The sequence below is a fragment of the Geobacillus stearothermophilus ATCC 12980 genome, assembly GCF_030369615.1.
GTDB lineage: Bacteria > Bacillota > Bacilli > Bacillales > Anoxybacillaceae > Geobacillus > Geobacillus stearothermophilus.
The window spans coordinates 2,352,821-2,373,086 of record NZ_CP128494.1; the positions used below are offsets into that span (position 1 = coordinate 2,352,821).

The window sequence follows — 20,266 nt, forward strand, 5'->3', positions numbered from 1 at the left end:
AGGGGAACAACGTCAACTACCCCCACTTCGCTAACGCTTGAAGTGGGGGCTTGCAACTCCCCAGAAGTGCAAACAGACTTCGTCCTCCTTCCTTGACTTGGGGTTGCATCAGGGCAGGTTGACAACTACCCAACGACGCAGGTCATGCCTGCATCGTTACCGATTCTCTCGGTGTGTCTGTTGGCAGTACTTGGCTTCCACACACAACAGACGGATCTACGCTCGATGTTTTACGGTTACAACGTTTCCTGTAACCAACTCCATACATCGAGTAGCAGTTATTGGAGTGCCTTTATTAAACGGTTTTCCCCACGCCTTTATTATATCATACACAAAAGAAAAGGGGAACGCGCATTCCTCTCCCACTTACTCCCTTTGGTCGTTGAAGTGGGAGTCTCCTGCGCGAAATAGGATGAAAATCGAATGACGTTCCCCACCCGTTCTCTCTCCTTTCGATATTTCCAACTGTTGACCAATTAGTCATGACTGTATGTTACCGACCGGACAGTCATATATCAAGAAATTAAAAAAACACCGGGGCAACCGCCGAACAGCGGGGCCAATAAAATAAGGTTACAGACATTTCGTCCGTAACCTTGCCGTTGCCAGCGAATTGGTTCGTCAGCGGTTTCGCGCCCGTCCTGTGGGTCATTCGCGCTCCTCAGTCAGCTCGGCGACCGGCACATCCAGGCGCTCATTGAGCCGGCCGTCGCGCAAATGGACGGTCGCCATTTGCCGTTCTTCGTCATACGCGTCGATCCAGACCGATACCCCGTTGTAATAGACCAGAATATCAGCGGGCGACGAAACGATTTGTTTGACGCGGTTCATCTCCATCGCCGCTTTCCCCCTTTCCGTCGTGCTCCGTTTCCTAGTATGCGAGGGAATAGGAATGATTATGCAAAAATGGTCCACACTAAAGGGAGAAAAATCCGAGAGAGGGAATGCGATGAAAACGAGGGATGTGTTGTTCGCATACTGGCGCTGGCCGGCCATCATCCGTTTGTTCGCCGCTGCGAGCGCCACGATTGTGCTGTTTGGCGCGCTCATGCGCCTCATTGAACCGGAGACGTTCCGCACCGTGTTTGACGGCATTTGGTGGGCGATTGTGACCGCGGCCACGATCGGCTACGGCGACATCGTGCCCAAAACAGTCGCTGGAAAGATAGCGGCCATCGTGCTCATCGCACTGGGCACCGGTATTCTCACCGCCTATTTCGCTTCCGTCTCCGCGGCGGCCGCCACCCAAGCAACGGCGCGCACAAGCGGGCGCTTTGAGTATCGGGACCAGGATCACGCCATCGTGGTCGGCTGGAACGAACGGGCGCGAGAAGTGCTGCTTCGCCTCGCCCGGCGCGAGCCGTCGCTCCGTTTTGTGCTGATCGACGCAACCGTGCCGTCCCACCCGCTCCCTGATGTTCCCGTTCATTTCATTAAAGGGTCGGCCGGCGATGATGCGGTGTTGGAGAAGGCAAACATTCAAAAAGCGCGGTTTTTGCTCATTACTGCGAATCCGCACAAAGCCGAGGCAGAAGCGGACAAAGACGCGATCGTGACGCTGCTGGCAGCCAAAAGCCTCAACCCGTCGGTGTACGCCATCGTCGAAATCTTAACGGCGCGCAACGTCGCAAACGCCTTCCGCGCCGGCGCCGACGAGGTGATTGAGACGAACTTGCTGGCGAGTTTCGCCATGGCCGCCAGCCTCCGCTCCCCGGGCGTCGCCGGCGCGCTTACGGCGATGCTCAGCCGCTCGGGCACGCAGACGCTCTCCTTGCTTGAGCCGGATGCCGAATGCATCGGACAGACGTTTCATGACGTGCAGCAACGGCTGCTTGGGCGCCACATCACCGCGCTTGCCGTCGTCTGCGCCGACAACCGGACCGTTTCCGTTTCGCCGCAGCGCCTCATTGAAGAAGGAGACCGCCTGTTCGCGATCGTTCCTTAATCGAGCAGGCGGCGCTCCAACTCTTGAACGAGCGCTTTACCGACGGAAATATACCGCTCGGGAACGGTCGCATCCGGGTCTTGCGGTTCGGCAAACTGGTTGAACGTCGCCCCCACATTGCCCACATCGGCGAAATCATCAATTCCTTGTTGATATTTATGCGCAAGCAAAAACGGCCGCCCAAGCTCCACCGTCGTGCCATGCGAATCAAGCTGCCCGTCGACTGCCCGAAACGGCACGCGCAAAAACTGGTAACCTAAGTCGTCGGCGATTTTGTAGTCAAAATACCCGTGATCGTAATCCCAGCCGCCGCCGATCACATAACCGAGTGGTTTTAATTGCTCTTCCAAATGGTACAGCTGAAATTGCTTCCCTTCCAAACGCGACGGAAGTTCAATCATAGACAACCCCTCCTTCTTTTTTATCGTTTCCCGTTTGATGGGGATTATTTGACCGCGGCGACTTCAGACGCCTGGTGAAAAACGGCAGGGGGCGATATAGCCGCGCCCGGGCGCTAAGCAGCCAAACGGCTGGTTCACAACGGGGTCAGGCCAAAAAAACGCCTCTTCCCTCGCAAAAGGGAAGAGGCGTTTTTTTGGCCGTTTGGGACGCGTCGCAGCATGGCGGACAGCGGTGAGCCGCGTTGTCATTTCAGCCGTTTTTCCAGCTCTTCTTTCAGCTGCTCATACCCCGGCTTGCCCAAGAGGGCGAACATGTTCTTTTTGTATGCTTCCACTCCCGGTTGGTCAAATGGATTCACCCCGAGCAAGTAGCCGCTCATAGCGCACGCTTTCTCAAAGAAGTAGACGAGATAGCCAAACGTGTACTCATCCAGTTTCGGCAAGGTGATGACCAAGTTCGGCACGCCGCCGTCCGTATGGGCGAGCAGCGTCCCTTCGAACGCTTTCGTGTTGACGAAATCGACCGTTTTTCCCGCCAAATAGTTGAGTCCGTCAAGGTCGCTGTCTTCCGCTTCGATGACTAATTCATGGCGCGGTTCTTCTAGCTTCAGCACCGTTTCAAACAAATCGCGGCGCCCTTCTTGAATGTATTGGCCGAGCGAATGCAAGTCGGTCGAAAAGTCGGCCGACGCCGGGTAAATCCCTTTTTGGTCTTTCCCTTCGCTTTCGCCAAACAATTGCTTCCACCATTCGGCGAAGTAGTGCAGCGCCGGTTCGTAGTTCACAAGCAGTTCGATCGTTTTCCCTTTGTTGTACAAAATGTTGCGGATGGCGGCGTATTGGTAGGCGGCGTTGTCCTCAAGCTCCGAGGAACTGAAATCGCTGCGCGCTTTCGCCGCGCCTTCCATCATCGCGTCGATGTCCGCGCCGCTGGCAGCAATCGGCAATAGCCCGACCGCGGTCAACACCGAATAGCGGCCGCCAATGTCATCCGGAATGACAAACGTTTCATACCCTTCCTCGTTGGCGAGCGTTCTTAACGCGCCGCGCTTGCTGTCCGTCGTCGCATAAATGCGGCGGCGCGCTTCCTCTTTGCCGTATTTATCCTCGAGCAGTTTGCGGAAAATACGGAACGCGATCGCCGGCTCGGTCGTCGTCCCCGATTTGGAAATGACGTTGATCGAGAAGTCTTTTCCTTCCAAGAAATCGATGACGTCTTTCATGTACGTCGAGCTGATGTTGTTGCCGACAAAAATGATTTGCGGCGTTTTCCGCTTCTCTTTCGGCAAGGCGTTGTAAAACGAATGATGCAGCATCTCAATCGCCGCGCGCGCGCCAAGATACGAGCCGCCGATGCCGATCACAAGAAGGACATCGGAGTCTGATTGAATCTTTTTCGCCGCCTCCTTGATGCGGGCGAATTCGTCTTTGTCATAGTCGACCGGCCAGTCAAGCCAGCCTAAAAAGTCGTTCCCGGTTCGGTTTTTTCGTGAAGAGAATGATGCGCGACTTTCACCGCATCGCGCAAGTATGTAAGCTCATGTTCGCCAAAAAAGGCGAGCGCTTTCGAATAATCGAACCGAATATGGGTCATCCATTCCGCCTCCCTTTCATGTTCATTTCCTTCTTTCACTTTAGCGGAATAGACGGGGGAAATCAAGCCGCAGTCCGCGTTTGCAAACGGATTCAATTCCGACAATTTTCGCTGCGTGTTTTCGGACGAAAGCCGACGAACAACGGCGGTTTCGCCCAATTGAGAATTCTGCCACAAACGAAGAGGCAATGGCAAAGGGAGCCGCTTGTGAAAGTGCGTTTTGGCTGCCTTTTCCGACCCTTTTCCGACTCCTAGAAAGCCGGGCAACACAGCCATGCCCGCCAAACCGACGATGCCGGAGCGGCGAGAAAAACAACATTTCCTGCTTTGAACACGGTCATGACGGCAGCTTTTCTCTTCCATCGCCAGCCTTGCCGGGGACGGACAGCAAACAGCCAGCTTTGGCCTAAAGCCGCCGGCTGGCTGTTGCAAAACCGCTTCATCTTGGAGAGCCCCCGCTTTTCCAGTAAACGACCCACCACCTACGCTTCGCTTAGAGGTGGGGGCTTCAAGCGACTTGTGCGTGTCCACCGAACAGCAAGCCACACACAAGAACCCTTTACGCTTCCCTTCGTTCCGAAGATGTCGGTTCGGACCATATTTTATCCTATTCGTTGGCTAACGCCAACCGACATTCATCTCCTACTTTCACTTCGTTTCGAAGTGAGAAAGATGTTAAAGCGACGCGCGCAAAATGGCGAGCACATCGTCACGGTTCAGCTTTTTGAAATGGCCGAACTCGCCGAACGCCATGGCTTTATCCGCCATCAGTTCGAGCTGCTCGTCGCCAATGCCGTAGTCCATCAACCGCGACGGCGCCCCAAGGCTTGACCAAAACGCCCGCAGCCGCTCGATGCCTTCAAGCGCCACATCGCGCTCCGCTTTTCCGGCCGGATCAACTCCGAAGACGCGCACCGCAAGCTGGGCGAAGCGGCTGACGTTTTCATCCAAAACATGCTTCATCCAGTTCGGAAACAAAATCGCCAATCCCCCGCCGTGCGGAATGTCATACACCGCGGAAACGGCGTGCTCAATGTTGTGCGTCGCCCAGTCGCCGCGCACGCCCATTTGCAGGAATCCGTTTAAGGCGATCGTGCCCGAGTACATGATCGTTTCGCGCAGCTCGTAGTTTTCCAGGTCATTGACCAGCTTCGGCGCCGCCTCAATGACCGTGTTGAGCACCGCTTCGCACATCCGGTCCTGAAGCGGCGTGTTCGGCGTGTGGTGGAAATATTGCTCAAACACGTGCGACATCATATCGACGATCCCGTACACCGTATGTTCTTTCGGGACCGTTATTGTATAGGTCGGATCCAAAATCGAAAACTGCGGAAACGTCACCGGGCTGCCCCAGCCGTATTTTTCTTTCGTCTCCCAGTTCGTAATGACCGAACCAGCATTCATCTCCGACCCTGTCGCTGCCAGCGTCAAAATCACGCCAAACGGCAACGCGTCGGTGACGACCGCTTTTTTTGTGATGAATTCCCACGGATCGCCGTCAAATTTCACCCCGGCCGCGATCGCCTTCGTGCAGTCAATCACGCTGCCGCCGCCGACAGCGAGCAAAAACTCAACCCCTTCCTTCCGGCAAAGATCAACCCCTTTCCGGACGGTCGAGACGCGGGGATTCGGTTCGACGCCCGGCAGCTCAACAACGTCGGCGCCAATGCCGGCCAAGATGGCCATCACTTCATCATACAATCCGTTTCGTTTGATGCTGCCGCCGCCGTAGACAAGCAGCACCTTTTTGCCGTAGCGCGGCACTTCCTGCCTCAGCTGTTCAATTTGCCCCTTCCCGAAAATGAGTTTCGTCGGGTTGCGGAATGTAAACGGTTTCATCTCGTTTCCCTCCTTTGGCTTCTATGGCTTCTATTATGGCGGCCGCGGCCATCGTTGTAAAGCCGATTGCTTTCCAAAGCAGCCGTGCATATTTTCAACCGCTATGATTCATTCTATAAGCGAATGAAAGATCTTGCCCAAAGGAGGTGGACACGATGGGAGCGTGGCAGCGGATCGCCTTGTTATTGACGATCATTGGCGCGATAAACTGGGGACTAATCGGGTTTTTTCAATTTGATTTGGTTGCCGCCATTTTCGGCGGCCAGGACGCCGTTTGGTCGCGCATCATTTACAGCCTTGTCGGCATCGCCGGCTTGATCAACCTGGCGTTGTTGTTCAAACCGGCCGAAGAGCTCGAGCGCACTGAACCGAAACCGACCCGCACCTGAACGGGGCGGGACACCGCAGTTTGCGGGCGAAACCGGACACTCACCGCTTGGCGGTGAGTGTTTTATTGTTTTGGCAAATCTTCCTTCTTCGACTGCTCGATCCATTCACGCAGCTTTTCTTTTAGCGAGCGGAATCCCGGCTCAAGCGGCATTTTGATGCGCGCCTGGCGCTTCTCCGCGCCTGGTTCAAGCGCCTTCAAGGACAAGCTCGCCCGCTTCATCTTCCAGTCGACACCAAGCACTTTGACGGTCACGTCATCGCCGACATTGACATAATCGCGCACATCTTTGACAAATCGGTGCGAAATCTCGGAAATATGGATGAGCCCCTGCATGCCGCCCTCAAGCTGGACGAACGCGCCGTACGGCTGAATACCTGTCACCTTCCCTTTCACAATGGATCCTCGTTTGATCGTTGGCAAGCAAAACACTCCTATTGGTGAATTTCATCGTTTCTGTATTATAACATAAGGGGAAGGCAAAACCCAAAAATGAGGGGATAGGCCCAAGCGATTGTTTTTCTTGCACGAATGTGCTTGCTCCGTGGCGCGCGGCTCGCCGCCAACTGCCGACCCGATGGATTTTTTCCTAAACCGGCCGCCCCCCGGTCGTGTCCTTGCCGCTCTTTCGCGCGTATAGGCGTCAAGAAAAAGCCGGCGCAAACAGCGGTTCCGAACCAAGCCGCCATTACCGCTCCGTATGGATGAGGGCGTGTGCATGCGAAAACGGAAAAAGGCGCCCCGCTTCCGCGTGGGCGCCTTGGCCGCCGGCTACAAACGCGCCAAAAACCGTTTTATTCGTTTGACGGCTTCCTGCAGCTGTTCAAGCGACGACGCGTACGAACAGCGAACATGTCCTTCTCCGCTTTGGCCAAAGACGCTGCCGGGGACGACCGCCACTTTTTCTTCGATGAGCAGCCGCTCGGCGAACTGCTCTGACGTCATGCCGGTATGCCGAATGGATGGAAACGCGTAAAACGCGCCACCTGGCATATGGCATGGCAAGCCGATTTCATTGAGCGACGACACGAAATAATTGCGCCGCCGCCGGTAGCTGCTGCGCATCTCGGCGACATCGCGCTCCCCGCTGCGAAGCGCCTCAAGCGCCCCGTATTGCGCCATCGTCGGCGCGCACATGATCGCATACTGATGGATTTTCAACATCGCCTGCAAAATGTCTTCCGGCGCCGCAGCAAATCCGAGCCGCCAGCCGGTCATCGCGAACCCTTTCGAAAACCCGGAAATCAAAATCGTCCGCTCGCGCATGCCGCTGACGGCGGCCATGCTCATATAGCCGCCGTCATACGTCAGTTCGGCGTAAATTTCGTCGGCGATGACAAGCAAATCGTGCTCTTTCGCCAGGCGGGCGAGCGCTTCAAGTTCAGCCGGACGGAGAACCGTACCGGTCGGGTTGTTCGGCGAGCAAATGATGATCGCTTTCGTCCGCGCGGTGAGCGCCTGCTCCAGCTGCGCCACATGGAGTTGAAACCCGTCTGCGCCCGTTGTCTGCACCGCCACCGGCGTCCCGCCGGCAAGCACGACAAGCGGCTCATACGCCACGAAGCTTGGCTCGACGACGATCACTTCATCGCCCGGGTCGAGAATCGCCCTCAGCGCCAAATCGATCGCCTGGCTCGCCCCGACCGTCACCAAAATTTCCGTCTCCGGCCGGTAGTCAACGTGAAACTTGCGGCGCAAATAGGCTGCGATCTCTTGGCGGAGCTCCAAAAGCCCGGCGTTTGGGGTATAGGACGTATAGCCTTGCTCAAGCGACAAAATGCTCGCTTCGCGGACGCTCCAGGACGTGACAAAATCCGGTTCGCCGACGCCGAGCGAAATGACACCCTCCATGCCGGAAGCGAGATCGAAAAAGCGGCGGATGCCGGACGGCTTCAAGGCGGCGACCGTCTTCGACACGTATGTGTTTCGCATTTGCGGCTTCATGGCGACACCACGATGCGGCGATCTTGATCTCCTTGACCAAAGACGATGCCGTCATGTTTGTATTTTTTCAAAATGAAATGGGTCGTCGTTGAAATGACAGAATCGAGCGTCGACAACTTTTCCGATACAAACTGGGCAATTTCTGACATCGACCGCCCTTCAATGACGACCGACAAGTCGTAGGCGCCGGACATCAAATAGACGGATGTCACTTCCGGAAAGCGGTAAATGCGCTCCGCCACCTCGTCAAAGCCGACACCGCGCTTCGGGGTCACTTTCACATCGATCATCGCCGTCACCCCTTCATGACCGTCCACCTTCCGCCAGTCGACGAGCGCGGTATATTGGACGATCACTTTCGCCTCTTCCAGCTTTTTGACGAGTGCCTCCGTTTCCGCAACTGGCAGGCCGACCATTTTCGCCAACATATCAAGCGGCGTACGCGCATCTTTTTCTAATATTTTTACAATTTCTAGTTCTTTTTCACTCAGTTTCACTTTGTCTTCCTCCCTTTCATCCATTTCCGCAAGCCGGCCGCTGGATGCCGTCACGGGAGCGAACAAGATGCGGCGTGTTTCAGTTTGAGAAGCCGGCGGGCGAGTTTTTGACAGTCGCGGGCAGGAATCGTTTTGTCAAACGCGAATTCATATATGGACTGAATACGGGCGGCCAGCGTGCGGGGATCATCCGTATCGTACACCGCCTGAAGAACGTCGACCGCTTCCACCTCGTAGGCGCCGTTTCCGAGGCCGAACGGGTCCCAGGCGCCGATGGTCTCAAGAAGCAGCCGGTTCAACTGCTGTCCGTCCATGCTGTCCATCCACCTTTCTTGCTGCTATGATATAACCAATTATAAGCCATCGATTCGAAAAAAAGAAGGGAGAAGATGCAACAATGTTTCCGTCCGATGAGGGAAAAAGCCATGCCCAAAACGGGGAAGGCACGGCCGCGTCCCTGTTCGACCGCGTGATTGACCGCCGGGGCACGCTGTCCGTGAAATGGGATGATACAAAGCGCGTATTCGGGCATGAAGACGTCTGGCCGATGTGGGTCGCCGATATGGATTTTCCGGCGCCGCCCGAAGTGCAGGAAGCGCTGCAGCGGCGGGTTGAACACGGCGTGTTTGGCTACACCGTCATTCCCGATTCACTCAAAGAAGCGGTGTGCCAATGGCTTGAACGCCGTCATGACTGGACGATCGATCCGTCTTGGCTCGTGTTTGCCCCTGGCGTTGTGCCGGCGGTCGCCGCTGCCATTGAGGCGTTTTCGGAGCCGGGGGATGGCGTCGTCGTGTTCTCGCCCGTCTATCGGCCGCTGTTTGATCTCGTCCGCCGCCACGGACGCACGCTCATATTCAGCCCGCTCCGGCTGGCGGAAGAGAACTACGTCATCGACTGGAACGACTTGGAAGCCAAACTACCCGGGGCAAAGCTGCTCATCCTTTGCCATCCGCACAATCCCGGAGGCAAATCGTGGACGGCCGCCGAGCTCGAGCGGCTCGGGGAGCTGTGCCTCAAACACGGCGTCTTCGTCTTATCGGACGAAATTCACGCCGATTTGACGCTTCCGCCGCACCAGCATGTGCCGTTCGCCGCGCTTCGTCCCGAGTTTGCGGCGCAAAGCGCCACATTCCGCGCGCCGACGAAAACGTTCAACCTGGCCGGCTTGCAGGCGGCCGAAGCGGTCATTCCCGACGATTCGCGGCGCCGGGCGTTCCGCCGCATCCAGCAGCGTCACGGCTTTTTTACGTTGAATGCGTTCGCCGTTGTCGGGGCGGAGGCCGCGTACCGATGCGGCGGGTCGTGGCTCGACGCCTTGCTTGCCTACTTGCAGGAAAACATCGAGGCGGCCGCCGCCTATTTGGCCGACCGTCTGCCGGCGCTTCACCTCATCCGGCCGCAGGCAACGTATCTCATCTGGATCGACTGCCGCGGCCTCGGCCTTTCCGAGGAGGAGCTGAAACGGCGGCTGTTGGAAAGTGGAAAACTGGCTGTTGAATTCGGCAGCAAATTCGGTCCCGAAGGCGCCGGCTTCATCCGCTTAAACGCCGCCTGCCCACGCCCGACGCTCGAAGAAGGGCTGCGGCGGCTGGGGGCGGCGCTAGGCTAGCTTTGCGCCAAAGAAGTGCGGCCAAGCGAATGGCGAAACGGAAACGAAACAGCACCAAATCCATTGCGAGATCCCTCTATCCATGTCAATCAAAAAGGAAAAGGAAGCCAAACGATCGTTCCTTCCCGTTCTCTGTTCTGCCAACCATGTGCCGCAGAGGCCGTGCAACCGTCGCTTTCGCGCATTTGCCATGCGAAGAGCTGTCCCGGCAACGTGAAACAGGGGCCCGCACGCGAGCCCCTGTTTCATGACGACTTGATTTCCCCGCAGGCGATCCGCCCGCCGGCGTCGCCGGCCGGCTGGGTCATGCCGTCGTCTTTCTTGGCGTGAATGACGATCGATGTTCCGTCTTTCGTCAAGAGCGTCCCTTTTTCCCCTCCCCGGAGCGTCACATTCGGCGCCATCAGCTCGACGTTGACCGTGCCGTCCTCCTTCACAATGATGTTCGGCAAATCGCCGGCGTGCGCCCCTTCCGGATGGAGAAGGCCGTGCTTTTTCCCGTCCGGGTTGTAATGCCCGCCCGCCGACTGAAAATCAGGCGGCTGGCAACTTCCTTTTTCATGAATATGAATGGCGTGCTCCCCCGGCGGGAGCCCTTCCAAATCGAGCTTCAACCGCACTCCTTCGGCTTGCTCCGTCAATTCCACCGTACCGATCCGATCGCCGTCCGCATTGATCATCTCCACCGTCCGGCTCGTTCCTTCATCTTGCCCGCAGCCGGACAACACGAGCAGCACGGCGGACATGATCGCATATGATCCACGCAACACAAACTCCCCCCAGCTTCACATCCGTTATCCGCCATTATTGCCGGGAAAGCGCCGGTTTATACATGCGGCGGCTGTTTTTGTCTGTCCTGTTTGCCGAGCAGCTGTTCTTCCAGCTGCTTCGCCTCCTTCTCCTGACGCCGGGAAATGACGACGATGAGCCGCATGGTAAACACCGCCATCAAGAAAAAGACGGCAAAGGAAATCGCCGCCGGAATGTATTCACGCTTGTCTTCCGGAAAGTACAAAAACAAGTTCAACACCCATGGCCACATCGCAAACAACCTTTCTGCCGTAAAATCATCTATCATTATAGCATAAAAAAGCCGCTGCCAACGCAGCCGGCTATAACGCAAACTTTTTCCTCAGCTGGGTGAAATCGATCCGCTCGCCGAGCGTCGGCGGCTTCGTCTTCGCCAAATACTTTTTGTCGTTTTCGATGAGCCGGAAGATCGTGTAGGCGGTAAACGCATCATCGAGCGCACAATGGGCTTTTCCAACTGCTTCGTTTCCATACTCTTGCACCGCTTTGCGCAAGGCGGTTTGGTTTTTGTTGCCGAAAAACCGTTTATACTCCAAAGCCAAATCGCGGTGTTCGCCGGTGAATGGAAATGCGACTTGCGCCGACTGACAGTTTTCCCGGAGCACTTTCATGTCCATGCCGCCCCATGTAATGACGGTCGTCAGGCGCTCTCGGTCATACCGCCGGAGCAAGGAAACGAGATCAAAAAAGCTCATGCCGCCATCAATTTGCGCTTGGGTGATGTTGAGGAACGATTTGCACCGGTCGGTGAGTTGCGGAAAACGGAGCGGTTTCACATAGGAGGAAAATTGGCTCACGATTTGCTCCTCAACAACCGCAACAAGGCCGACTTCGATAATTTCCGGGCAAAACCCGCTCGGATTCGTTTTCGTCTCCGGCATCGTAAATTCGAAATCGAGAAACAAATATTGCGGGTCATCCATCGCCGCTTCCCCCCTTTCTTCCATACAGCCGTAATGGGTCTTACTTATTATTATATCACGTAGAAGCCATTGTTTATTTCTTTTTTCAGAAAAGGGCGAAAAAGAGGCGGATGCCGTGAAAGCGGAGTGGTCTGGAGAAACCCAAAGGACATCCCGCTATTTCTTCTCTACTTTGCGCTTTTCGTTATACGTTCTCTCCGTTCGGCTAAATCATCGCGAACCGTCCCTTCCCACGGGCGAACGCCGGAGTAGTACGCCGCACGGCTAATCAAATGAGCTGACACCGGAGATGTTAAAAAAAGAAAGACAATAGCCAACAACAAACGGGAATTGAAATGATCGTGCTTCAACCAAAAGTAAAATAACGTCCCCATTAAGATAAAAATCATCCCTAGAGTAGTGCTTTTGCTAATGGCATGGCTTCTCGTATAGACGTCAGGGAGGCGGAGGGCGCCGATGGCCGAAATCAACGTTAACAGCGCGCCAACCATGACGAGCAACATGATCACCCCATCAATGATTTCCGTCACGTTCAATCACAACCCCCTTTTGCAAAAACTTAGCAAACGCCACCGTGCCAAGAAATGCCAAAATTCCAATCAGCAAAATAATTTCTAAAAACACGCTCGTCTCCAATATGATGGACAGCACCGCCACAATGCCTGCCAGACAAATCCCAATCGCATCAAGCGCAATGACCCGGTCCGCCACAGTCGGGCCCTTGACAACCCGATACAGAAAGCAGATGACAGCAAGCGACAACAACGTCAGCGCGACATTGAACACCACCATCACCGGCTCACCTCCAAAATCGTTTTTTCAAATGATGTCTTGATTTGTCGGATGACTTCATCCACATCCGGAGCATCAATCGTATGAATATAAATCTCTTTCTTATCATCAGAGACGTCGATCACAAACGTTCCGGGCGTCAATGTAATCAAGCTCGACAACAGCGTAATTTCCCAGTTCCTTCTCACCTCAAGAGGAAGAGCGAAAATGCAAGGTTTCATGTCCAGCGACGGGGAAAGAACAATCTTCAAAACAGCCCAGTTGGCCAACAACAACTCTTTGATGAAAATGAGCGCCAGCTTTCCAATCACAAACAACGGTACGGCATAAAACGTCGTCGAGAAATATCTTCGCAGCACAAAAATGATGCCGAAACCAAGAAGATATCCAATGACAAACGATGATCCGCTAAACGAATCAGCAAGAAACATCCAAACGAATGCCAATATCACATTGATCAGCAATTGTTGCGCCATTTGCCTCTACTCCTTCAGCACGGACTCAATATATATTGACGGATCCGCCAACGTCGCCGCCGCCTGAGCGATATATGGACGAACAAATTCGGCCCCGACGCCGTATAAAACGGCCAAGGAAAGAAGCGCGACAATCGGCACATACAGCGGGGCGACTCGTTTTTGCTCATACCCGCGCGCTTCTCCCCAACAAGATTGAATAAAAATTTTCATCACCGAATAAAGCACAAGCAAGCTGGATAATAACACAACCAGCGCAAACAGAAGCTGTCCTTTTTCAAACGCCGTCCGAATAATGAGCGCTTTTCCGATAAACCCGCTGAACGGAGGAATGCCGCTTAGCGCAAGAGCGGAAAGGAATACGGTCCAGCTAAGCAGTGGATACGAACCGAGCAGTCCGCTGAACCGCCCGAGTTGATTCGTTCCCGCGACATACGCAATCGCCCCGATAATGAAAAAGAGCGCCGTTTTCATGACCATGTCTTGCAGCAAGTAAAAGATCGTGCCTTCCATACTTTCTTCTGTCATTAAAGAAATGCCAAACGCCATCACACCGATGGCCGCCACAATGTTATAAATGGCGATTTGCCGCATATCGCGGTAAGCCACGGCGCCAATGACGCCAAATACAACGGTCGCGATCGCCAACCACGCTAAAATCGTATGCGTATAGCCGACATCTTGACGGAAAATGAGCGTGAAAGTGCGCAAGATCGAATACACACCGACTTTTGTCAACAAGCCGCCAAACAACGCAAGCACAGCTGACGGCGGAGCGGAATAAGCCCCCGGCATCCAAACATAAAACGGAAACAACGCCCCCTTTAACCCAAAGACAATGAGAAAAAGCAAGCAAATGACCGTCAATACAGCAGTGTTGTCTGCTTGAGAAATCCGTACAGCTAAGTGCGCCATATTCAATGTGCCGGTCACGGCGTACAAATAGCCGACGGCGATGACAAACAACGCTGATGAAAACACATTGATCACCATATATTTCATCGTTTCCTGAAGCTGGATTTTCGTGCCGCCATGAACGAGAAGCGCATACGATGACATAAGCATCACTTCATAAAACACGAATAAATTAAAAATATCCCCTGTGGTAAACGCCCCGTTCACTCCGACAATGAGAAACTGAAAAAAAACATAGTAGTACATAGACGCCTGTTTCGAATCAATCGTGAAAAATGAATACAGGAGGCAAGCGAACGCGATCATGCTCGTTGTCAACACCAGGAGCGCTGTAAGCATGTCAGAGACGAGCGTAATCCCAAACGGTGCCGGCCAGTTTCCAACGTCCAGCTTCTGCATCCCTTCATGGTCGACAAGGCGCACAAGCCAAGCGCCCGCAGCGATGAGCACCCCTGCTGACACGAGGGAAATCATTTTTTGCGCTTTCAATGATTTCACACAAAACATCAAGATGACCGCTGTCGTCAATGGAATCGCAATCGGAAAAATTACTGCATTAGTCATGGTCTTCCTTTCCCCTCATCTGTTCAATATTGTCCGTCCCGATCTCCTGATAAGAACGATACGCCAAAACGAGCAAAAACGCCGTGACACCAAAGCTAATGACAATCGCCGTCAAAATCAGCGCCTGCGGAACAGGATCGACATAGTGTTCCGCCTGCACGTCAAGCAGCGGCGGCGCTCCTTTTTTCAATCCTCCCATCGTCAATAACAGCAAGTGCGCTCCATGGCTTAACAATCCCGTGCCGATAATGATCCGAAGCAAACTTTTGCTTAACATTAAGTACGTAGCGCCGGCAAACAAACAGCCGATGACAATAATCATGACGACTTCCATTTATTCATCCTCTCCTATCGTTTCGATAATCGTCATGGTCACCCCGACAACGACCAAATAGACTCCTAAGTCAAACAAGACGGCCGTATGGAGCGAAACATCCCCAAGCAGCGGCAGCATGACATGGCCATGGGCGTGCGTTAAAAACGGGACATCGAATAATAAGCCGCCAAGACCTGTTCCTAAGGCAAACAGCAGCCCGACACCAATGAGCGTGCGATACGAAACCGAGATCATCGACCGGACGGTTTTGATGTCAAACGCCAGCAGCAGCAAAATGATGGCGCCGGCGGTAACGAGACCGGCAATGAATCCGCCGCCCGGGTAATAGTGGCCGGCGAAAAAAAGCTGAATCCCAAATAAAATGATCATAAACGTGACAACGGCCGTTACCGTCCGCAAAATGAGCTCATTCATATTTGCCGCTCTCCCCTTTCGGAGCTTTCAGCTTCACTAAAGCGTAAATGCCGAGTGCCGCGATCGCCAGCACACAAATTTCAAAAAGTGTATCAAATCCGCGGAAGTCAACTAAGATGACGTTGACAATATTTTTTCCAGCCGCTTTTTCATACGCGTTTTCAATATGGTATTGAGCGATCGATGCAAAGTTTTTCTCACTGTACGCCAACAAGGCGATCACGCTGACCAACGCGCCGACGCCAAGCGAAATAAGAGCGTTCCCAAGCCGGAATCGAACGCCTTTCTCATGGCGGCTGAGCTTCGGCAAATGATAAAAGCAAAGCAAAAACAGCGAAACAGAAATCGTTTCAATGACAAGCTGGGTCAATGCCAAGTCAGGCGCCCGGAACAACACAAAGAAAAGGGAAACCGTATAGCCGACCGAACCTAACGCGATAATCGCAACAAGACGTGATTTGGCCGCCACAGTCGTCGCTGTTCCGATCAAGGCGACCAACGCCAATATCAGTTCATGGATGCCCACTTCCGCTAAATGGCTTAGCGAGAGCCTTCCATCTACTTTCAAAACAATCGTTGCGACAAGCAGCACGATCATTACGGACAAAATATACAAGAAATACGTCCGAACATACCCGGTCATGTAACGGCTTGTCAGCGAATACGACTGCTCTTCCATCTGCCGCACGACCGTGTCATATAAGTGATTCAGTGAAAGCCGCTGCGAAAACGCGCCGTACACGCGCCTCCATGAATCAAACTTCCGATATAGCAACACGCCAAGGACAATCACTCCGATCGTCATCCACACTTCGGCCGTCCTCCGTGCCAATGACTAATGTGCACGGAAAGCCCTTCCCGACGGAACAAGCCGTTAACAACAGCATCCACCGCCGGAGCAATCACCGTGTTGGACAACACATTCGGAAACAGTCCAAAACCGATGACAAGGACGGCCAGCACCACCGGCGCCACAAGCATCCCCACCGGGGCTTCATGCGGCCGTTTCGGCCATTCCGAAGGCCTCGGAGCGCCAAGAAACGTTTTCCCAACAAAAAGAAGGCTGTACAAAAAGGTGAACACGCTCCCCACCCAAGCGAGCACCGGAAACAAGATCCCCCAGACATCAAGCGAAAACAAATGGGCGTTCGCCACCTGCACCATGGCCGCAAAAAACATTTCTTTGCTTAAAAATCCGTTAAACGGAGGCACACCTGCCATCGACAATGAACCGATGACCGCAACGGTAAACGTGACGGGCATAACGCTGAGCAGCCCGCCAAGACGCCGGATATCCCGCGTCCCGGTCTCATGATCGACAATGCCGGCAACCATAAACAAGCTTCCTTTAAACGTCGCATGGTTGATTAAGTGAAACACTGCTGCCACCACGGCCGCCATATATAAACGACGATCGCCCGGATCGCCATGAAAAGCCAGCGCTCCAGCGCCAAGCAGCGACATAATCAACCCGAGCTGGCTCACCGTCGAATAGGCGAGCAATCCTTTCAAATCTGTTTGGCGAGCGGCATGAAACGATGCCCAACAAAGCGTCGCCATTCCAATGCCCATCACCAACCAAACCCATAGCGAAGAAACAGCAAAAATCGGAGTGAAGCGAGCCACTAAATAAATGCCGGCTTTCACCATGGTGGCCGAATGCAAATACGCGCTGACCGGCGTCGGCGCTTCCATCGCGTCCGGAAGCCAAATGTAAAACGGAAACTGCGCGGATTTGGTAAACGCGCCAAGCAAAATCAAGAGCATCGCCGGAAAAAATAACGGATGTTGCGGCCACGCATCCGCCATAGCCATCCAATCGCGAATACTGTACGACCCTCCACTCATGACCGAAAGCAATAAAAATCCTCCAAGCAAAGACAACCCGCCAAGCACGGTGATGAGCATCGATTTTTGCGCCCCATACCGCGAGCGTTCACGCTCATTCCAGTAGCCAATCAATAAAAAGGATGAAAACGATGTCAATTCCCAAAATAGATAGAGCGCCATTGCGTTGTCCGAAAGAACGACGCCAAGCATCGCTCCCATAAACAAAAGCAAATACACGTAAAAGTGGCCGAGTTTTTCCTTTTCCTTTGGCAAATAGTAAGTCGAATACAGCACGACAAGAGAACCGATCCCTGTGATTAGCAACGAAAAGAGTAGCCCTAACCCATCCATATAGACTTGAAAATCCATTCCTAGAGACGGAATCCAAGGGATCGTTTGTCCGTAGGGGGTAAGAGGGAGATGTTGAATAAAATATAAAAACAATAAGACCGGTAGTGGGAGCACAAACCATCCGGTATGAATCGAACGCACATATTTATACAAAAACGGAACGAATAAAGCATAAATCAGTGGTGAGACAATTGCCAAGTTTAACATGAACCATCCTCCTTCCCTATTGTTTCCCCTCACATCGCCCCGCTTATCCTACTTCGTATTGTATCATAAACTCCCGCCTCTGTCGGCACAACGGTCTGCTGAAAATCAAGCCAGACTTTCGCCGCCTATCTGTATACGAAAAATTCCTAAAAAAGTTTCCCCTTACGCTGCCAATCGCCAATCGCATCGTTTCGATCGAGCAGGTGATTTAGTGAAACATGCTGCTGGTCCCAGCCGCTTTTTGCATTAAAAAGCATGGTGAATCCCGTTTTCTTTTTCGGTGAAATGCCGCTGATTGGGGCGCGACAGCCTTTTTCACCGGTCTTCCATGGCACCGGCTTACAGCGCAACGAGTATAAATAAGTAGTAATCACGCAGAAAAGGAGGAGCAAGCCCATGGTTTATTTCCTGCCCCCTGCGGCATGGGCAAGGCCGTACCCGTCGGTCAACCCCGCCATCTTCTCCCAATCGGCTGCCACCGCCCAGACGCTCATGAACGATGCTGGAGTCATTTTAAAAAGGCTGGCCGAATCGCGCTCGTTTGCCGCCACGATCATGTCCGCCGCCCAAGAAGGAAAAACGGAGGAAGTGAAGCGCCTCATCCGCTCGCTCGGCATCCGCTCGCAAACTGAAGTGTATTTTAATCCCGACGGCATCCGCCTGACGCTGTCGCCGCCGCCTGGATCGTTCCCGTGCTGCCAGCTTGCCATCGGCTTGCGTTGGAACGTGTTTCCTCCATTTCACGTATAGCCTTCGCCATCGCAACGCGCAATCAGCAAGCGGCGTTCGCTCTTCACATTCCCTGCTTTGGCGGCTGCCAACATCCGTTCACGTCGGCCGCACCTGATGCGATAGCGCCGTTTCCAGACGATGCACGGCGCTGGAAGCGGTGTTGTCGTTTGAGCCTTGCTGGGCCAGAAGCTCCTTTCACACCAAAACGGTTCTCGCCGCCGACCTTCGTGAACCAAAAAAAAAAGACAGCGATCGTCTCATCGCCGTCTGGCGCCTAAACAAACTTGCCGGGCACCCAACGCCCGGCGTCCCCTTCCATTCACTTTGCGCATCCGCTCACCCCGAGTTCGACAGTGACTAGGCAAACAAAATGCCTCTCAACCCTTGATACAAAAGGGACGGGAGGCATTTGAGCACACTTTGGGCGTGTATCTAGGCGCGAGGATGGATGCCTAGGATCTTCGGAGGAGGTTCCAACCCTAGAGCCGCAAAGAGTTGCGCTTGTTTGGCCGTCAGTTCGGCTCGCTGAGAAAGGCCGCCGTTTTTGGAAGAAAAATGTCCAAGCATAAGACGCTCACATTCGTCTCTTACGTTCGGCCACGATTCATGAGTTCGGAGAAAGGAATCGCGAAATGCTTTTGGCCAGACGTTCCAAGACGGCGCGATCCACTTCATCTTCGCGCCCGAACGAATCCATCACCTTCGCTTTCGCCTATTTGGCCTTTGGATCCCATTCATTGTGAGCAAGCTGGAGATAAGCAACGGTTGTTCCATCCTTGTTTTTGCGTGTGACTCGTCGTATATACATGCCTATATTACAACTTATAAACTTTATTTTTAAAAGAAAAAAATAATAAATCGTGTGCCTATGAAATTCAGCGTTTTTTTCTAGGATCCGCATTACGAAACCCTTGATATAACAGCATTTTGGTCATTTCCATTTGCCTAAAATGACCTCAAAGCTGTCGAACTCGGGCTCACCTAGGTCGATAAATGAGATCCCCGACAATGATCGTGATCAACGAAATCAACATCGTCATCTTGACCACCTTATAGTCTAAAAAGCGCAGCACTTGTTCTTCAAACATGTAGACGAAAAAGAATATGACCATCAGCACGGCGAGAGCTAAGACAAATCTTTTTTTCGATTCATGGACAATAGATTCTCCTTCTATCAGAATGTATCCAATACATTGCCCGTCGTTTTGATCATATCGTCGGAAATAAATACTTTTTTCAGATTGGTGCGCTTGCTGTCGCTATAGACAAAGTGATACGCGTCATATATATACTGATCATAATAATCACTGTAATATCGTATGATTTTCACTGTTGTCCAGTATGGTTTTAGATTAATATATTCCCCTGCCAATGTACAAATCGAAGCAATGGTTGTTGCCGCTCCAGGACCAAACGTATATCCAGCTAATGTAGCGATAGCAGTTAATCCTGTTTTTAATACACTGCTTACAAATTTAGCGGTATCGTTATCAAAAGAATAATATCTAGTTCCGATAACCGTTCCATCTCCTGGGTTAGGGATCACTTGAGGCTTCACTTGGTTGCTGTTTAAAATAAAAGCATGTGATGTATTCAATAATTCTGAATCAATCACTTTCTTCGCAATGATCATTTTTTCAGGTGTAATCATACTGTTAGAGGAATTAATAATAATTTCAACTCCTTAATCAATTC

The 20,266-nt window shown here is 53.1% G+C and carries 22 protein-coding genes and 3 pseudogenes; 4 read left to right on the forward strand and 21 right to left on the reverse strand.

Annotated features, from left to right (window positions below; all coding sequences use genetic code 11):
- Positions 1-648 precede the first annotated feature (648 nt).
- Positions 649-837, reverse strand: a complete 189-nt coding sequence (locus QSJ10_RS12805; RefSeq protein WP_053532262.1) for an H-type small acid-soluble spore protein — start codon at positions 835-837, stop codon at positions 649-651.
- A gap of 112 nt (positions 838-949) precedes the next feature.
- Here QSJ10_RS12805 and QSJ10_RS12810 point away from each other — a divergent pair, with 112 nt between their 5' ends.
- Positions 950-1,945 (forward strand): potassium channel family protein, encoded by a 996-nt coding sequence (locus tag QSJ10_RS12810; RefSeq protein ID WP_053532263.1) that lies wholly within the window; start codon positions 950-952, stop codon positions 1,943-1,945.
- Here QSJ10_RS12810 and QSJ10_RS12815 read toward each other — a convergent pair.
- The 3 genes and pseudogenes from QSJ10_RS12815 to QSJ10_RS12825 all read right to left on the reverse strand — a co-directional run bounded on the left by QSJ10_RS12815 (position 1,942) and on the right by QSJ10_RS12825 (position 5,779).
- Complete coding sequence (locus QSJ10_RS12815; RefSeq protein WP_033016282.1) at positions 1,942-2,346, reverse strand: YugN-like family protein; 405 nt, start codon at positions 2,344-2,346, stop codon at positions 1,942-1,944. The genes QSJ10_RS12810 and QSJ10_RS12815 overlap by 4 nt on opposite strands.
- Positions 2,347-2,591: 245 nt before the next feature.
- Positions 2,592-3,940: pseudogene (locus QSJ10_RS12820) on the reverse strand (glucose-6-phosphate isomerase).
- Between the two features lie 675 nt (positions 3,941-4,615).
- Positions 4,616-5,779 carry an iron-containing alcohol dehydrogenase gene (locus tag QSJ10_RS12825; protein ID WP_033016284.1) on the reverse strand — a complete coding sequence of 388 codons (1,164 nt, stop codon included), beginning with the start codon at positions 5,777-5,779 and terminating at the stop codon, positions 4,616-4,618.
- A 155-nt stretch (positions 5,780-5,934) separates the two neighbouring features.
- On the opposite strand from QSJ10_RS12825, the gene QSJ10_RS12830 reads away from it, so the two are divergent.
- The gene (locus QSJ10_RS12830) at positions 5,935-6,168 is read left to right on the forward strand and encodes a DUF378 domain-containing protein (RefSeq protein WP_033010722.1); all 234 of its coding nucleotides are present in this window, start codon (positions 5,935-5,937) and stop codon (positions 6,166-6,168) included.
- Between the two features lie 62 nt (positions 6,169-6,230).
- Here the strand turns inward: QSJ10_RS12830 and yugI are convergent, their stop codons facing one another.
- From yugI to QSJ10_RS12850, 4 genes are all read right to left on the reverse strand, one after another.
- Positions 6,231-6,590 (reverse strand): S1 domain-containing post-transcriptional regulator GSP13, encoded by a 360-nt coding sequence (gene yugI / locus QSJ10_RS12835; RefSeq protein WP_053532264.1) that lies wholly within the window; start codon positions 6,588-6,590, stop codon positions 6,231-6,233.
- A gap of 348 nt (positions 6,591-6,938) precedes the next feature.
- Entirely contained in the window at positions 6,939-8,111 is a 1,173-nt protein-coding gene (locus QSJ10_RS12840) for an aminotransferase (RefSeq protein WP_033016287.1), read from the reverse strand.
- The gene (locus tag QSJ10_RS12845) at positions 8,108-8,608 is read right to left on the reverse strand and encodes an Lrp/AsnC family transcriptional regulator (protein WP_033010737.1); all 501 of its coding nucleotides are present in this window, start codon (positions 8,606-8,608) and stop codon (positions 8,108-8,110) included. The genes QSJ10_RS12840 and QSJ10_RS12845 overlap by 4 nt, the downstream gene beginning before the upstream one ends.
- 50 nt (positions 8,609-8,658) lie before the next feature.
- Positions 8,659-8,922 (reverse strand): DUF1871 family protein, encoded by a 264-nt coding sequence (locus QSJ10_RS12850; RefSeq protein WP_033016289.1) that lies wholly within the window; start codon positions 8,920-8,922, stop codon positions 8,659-8,661.
- Between the two features lie 83 nt (positions 8,923-9,005).
- Here QSJ10_RS12850 and QSJ10_RS12855 point away from each other — a divergent pair, with 83 nt between their 5' ends.
- Complete coding sequence (locus QSJ10_RS12855; RefSeq protein WP_080997628.1) at positions 9,006-10,220, forward strand: MalY/PatB family protein; 1,215 nt, start codon at positions 9,006-9,008, stop codon at positions 10,218-10,220.
- A gap of 245 nt (positions 10,221-10,465) precedes the next feature.
- On the opposite strand, the gene QSJ10_RS12860 is transcribed toward QSJ10_RS12855, so the two are convergent.
- From QSJ10_RS12860 to QSJ10_RS12910, 11 genes and pseudogenes are all read right to left on the reverse strand, one after another.
- The gene (locus QSJ10_RS12860) at positions 10,466-10,966 is read right to left on the reverse strand and encodes a superoxide dismutase family protein (protein ID WP_412728504.1); all 501 of its coding nucleotides are present in this window, start codon (positions 10,964-10,966) and stop codon (positions 10,466-10,468) included.
- Between the two features lie 80 nt (positions 10,967-11,046).
- Complete coding sequence (locus tag QSJ10_RS12865; RefSeq protein ID WP_033010715.1) at positions 11,047-11,262, reverse strand: hypothetical protein; 216 nt, start codon at positions 11,260-11,262, stop codon at positions 11,047-11,049.
- 70 nt (positions 11,263-11,332) lie between these two features.
- Positions 11,333-11,953: a 3'-5' exonuclease KapD gene (kapD, locus tag QSJ10_RS12870; protein ID WP_053532265.1), complete on the reverse strand. Its 621-nt coding sequence runs from the start codon at positions 11,951-11,953 to the stop codon at positions 11,333-11,335.
- A gap of 167 nt (positions 11,954-12,120) precedes the next feature.
- The gene (gene mnhG, locus QSJ10_RS12875) at positions 12,121-12,456 is read right to left on the reverse strand and encodes a monovalent cation/H(+) antiporter subunit G (protein ID WP_049624271.1); all 336 of its coding nucleotides are present in this window, start codon (positions 12,454-12,456) and stop codon (positions 12,121-12,123) included.
- A 10-nt stretch (positions 12,457-12,466) separates the two neighbouring features.
- Positions 12,467-12,745 (reverse strand): Na(+)/H(+) antiporter subunit F1, encoded by a 279-nt coding sequence (locus QSJ10_RS12880; protein ID WP_375153659.1) that lies wholly within the window; start codon positions 12,743-12,745, stop codon positions 12,467-12,469.
- The gene (locus QSJ10_RS12885) at positions 12,745-13,221 is read right to left on the reverse strand and encodes a Na+/H+ antiporter subunit E (RefSeq protein ID WP_033016295.1); all 477 of its coding nucleotides are present in this window, start codon (positions 13,219-13,221) and stop codon (positions 12,745-12,747) included. The genes QSJ10_RS12880 and QSJ10_RS12885 overlap by 1 nt, the downstream gene beginning before the upstream one ends.
- 6 nt (positions 13,222-13,227) lie before the next feature.
- Positions 13,228-14,700, reverse strand: coding sequence for a Na+/H+ antiporter subunit D (locus QSJ10_RS12890; RefSeq protein ID WP_053532266.1), 1,473 nt, complete (start codon positions 14,698-14,700; stop codon positions 13,228-13,230).
- Entirely contained in the window at positions 14,693-15,034 is a 342-nt protein-coding gene (locus QSJ10_RS12895; protein ID WP_033016299.1) for a Na(+)/H(+) antiporter subunit C, read from the reverse strand. The genes QSJ10_RS12890 and QSJ10_RS12895 overlap by 8 nt, the downstream gene beginning before the upstream one ends.
- Positions 15,035-15,451, reverse strand: coding sequence for a Na(+)/H(+) antiporter subunit B (locus QSJ10_RS12900; RefSeq protein WP_033016300.1), 417 nt, complete (start codon positions 15,449-15,451; stop codon positions 15,035-15,037).
- Positions 15,444-17,839 (reverse strand): annotated as a pseudogene (locus QSJ10_RS12905) (Na+/H+ antiporter subunit A). The gene QSJ10_RS12900 and the pseudogene QSJ10_RS12905 overlap by 8 nt, the downstream one beginning before the upstream one ends.
- 146 nt (positions 17,840-17,985) lie before the next feature.
- Positions 17,986-18,237 carry a hypothetical protein gene (locus QSJ10_RS12910; RefSeq protein ID WP_044742683.1) on the reverse strand — a complete coding sequence of 84 codons (252 nt, stop codon included), beginning with the start codon at positions 18,235-18,237 and terminating at the stop codon, positions 17,986-17,988.
- Here QSJ10_RS12910 and QSJ10_RS12915 point away from each other — a divergent pair.
- Positions 18,236-18,589 (forward strand): YuzC family spore coat inner layer protein, encoded by a 354-nt coding sequence (locus QSJ10_RS12915; RefSeq protein ID WP_053532268.1) that lies wholly within the window; start codon positions 18,236-18,238, stop codon positions 18,587-18,589. The genes QSJ10_RS12910 and QSJ10_RS12915 overlap by 2 nt on opposite strands.
- A 595-nt stretch (positions 18,590-19,184) precedes the next feature.
- Here QSJ10_RS12915 and QSJ10_RS15595 read toward each other — a convergent pair.
- A pseudogene (locus tag QSJ10_RS15595) lies at positions 19,185-19,379 on the reverse strand (IS1634 family transposase N-terminal domain-related protein); the annotation flags it as partial.
- A gap of 366 nt (positions 19,380-19,745) precedes the next feature.
- Entirely contained in the window at positions 19,746-20,204 is a 459-nt protein-coding gene (locus QSJ10_RS12920; protein ID WP_230847100.1) for a hypothetical protein, read from the reverse strand.
- Positions 20,205-20,266: the final 62 nt, after the last annotated feature.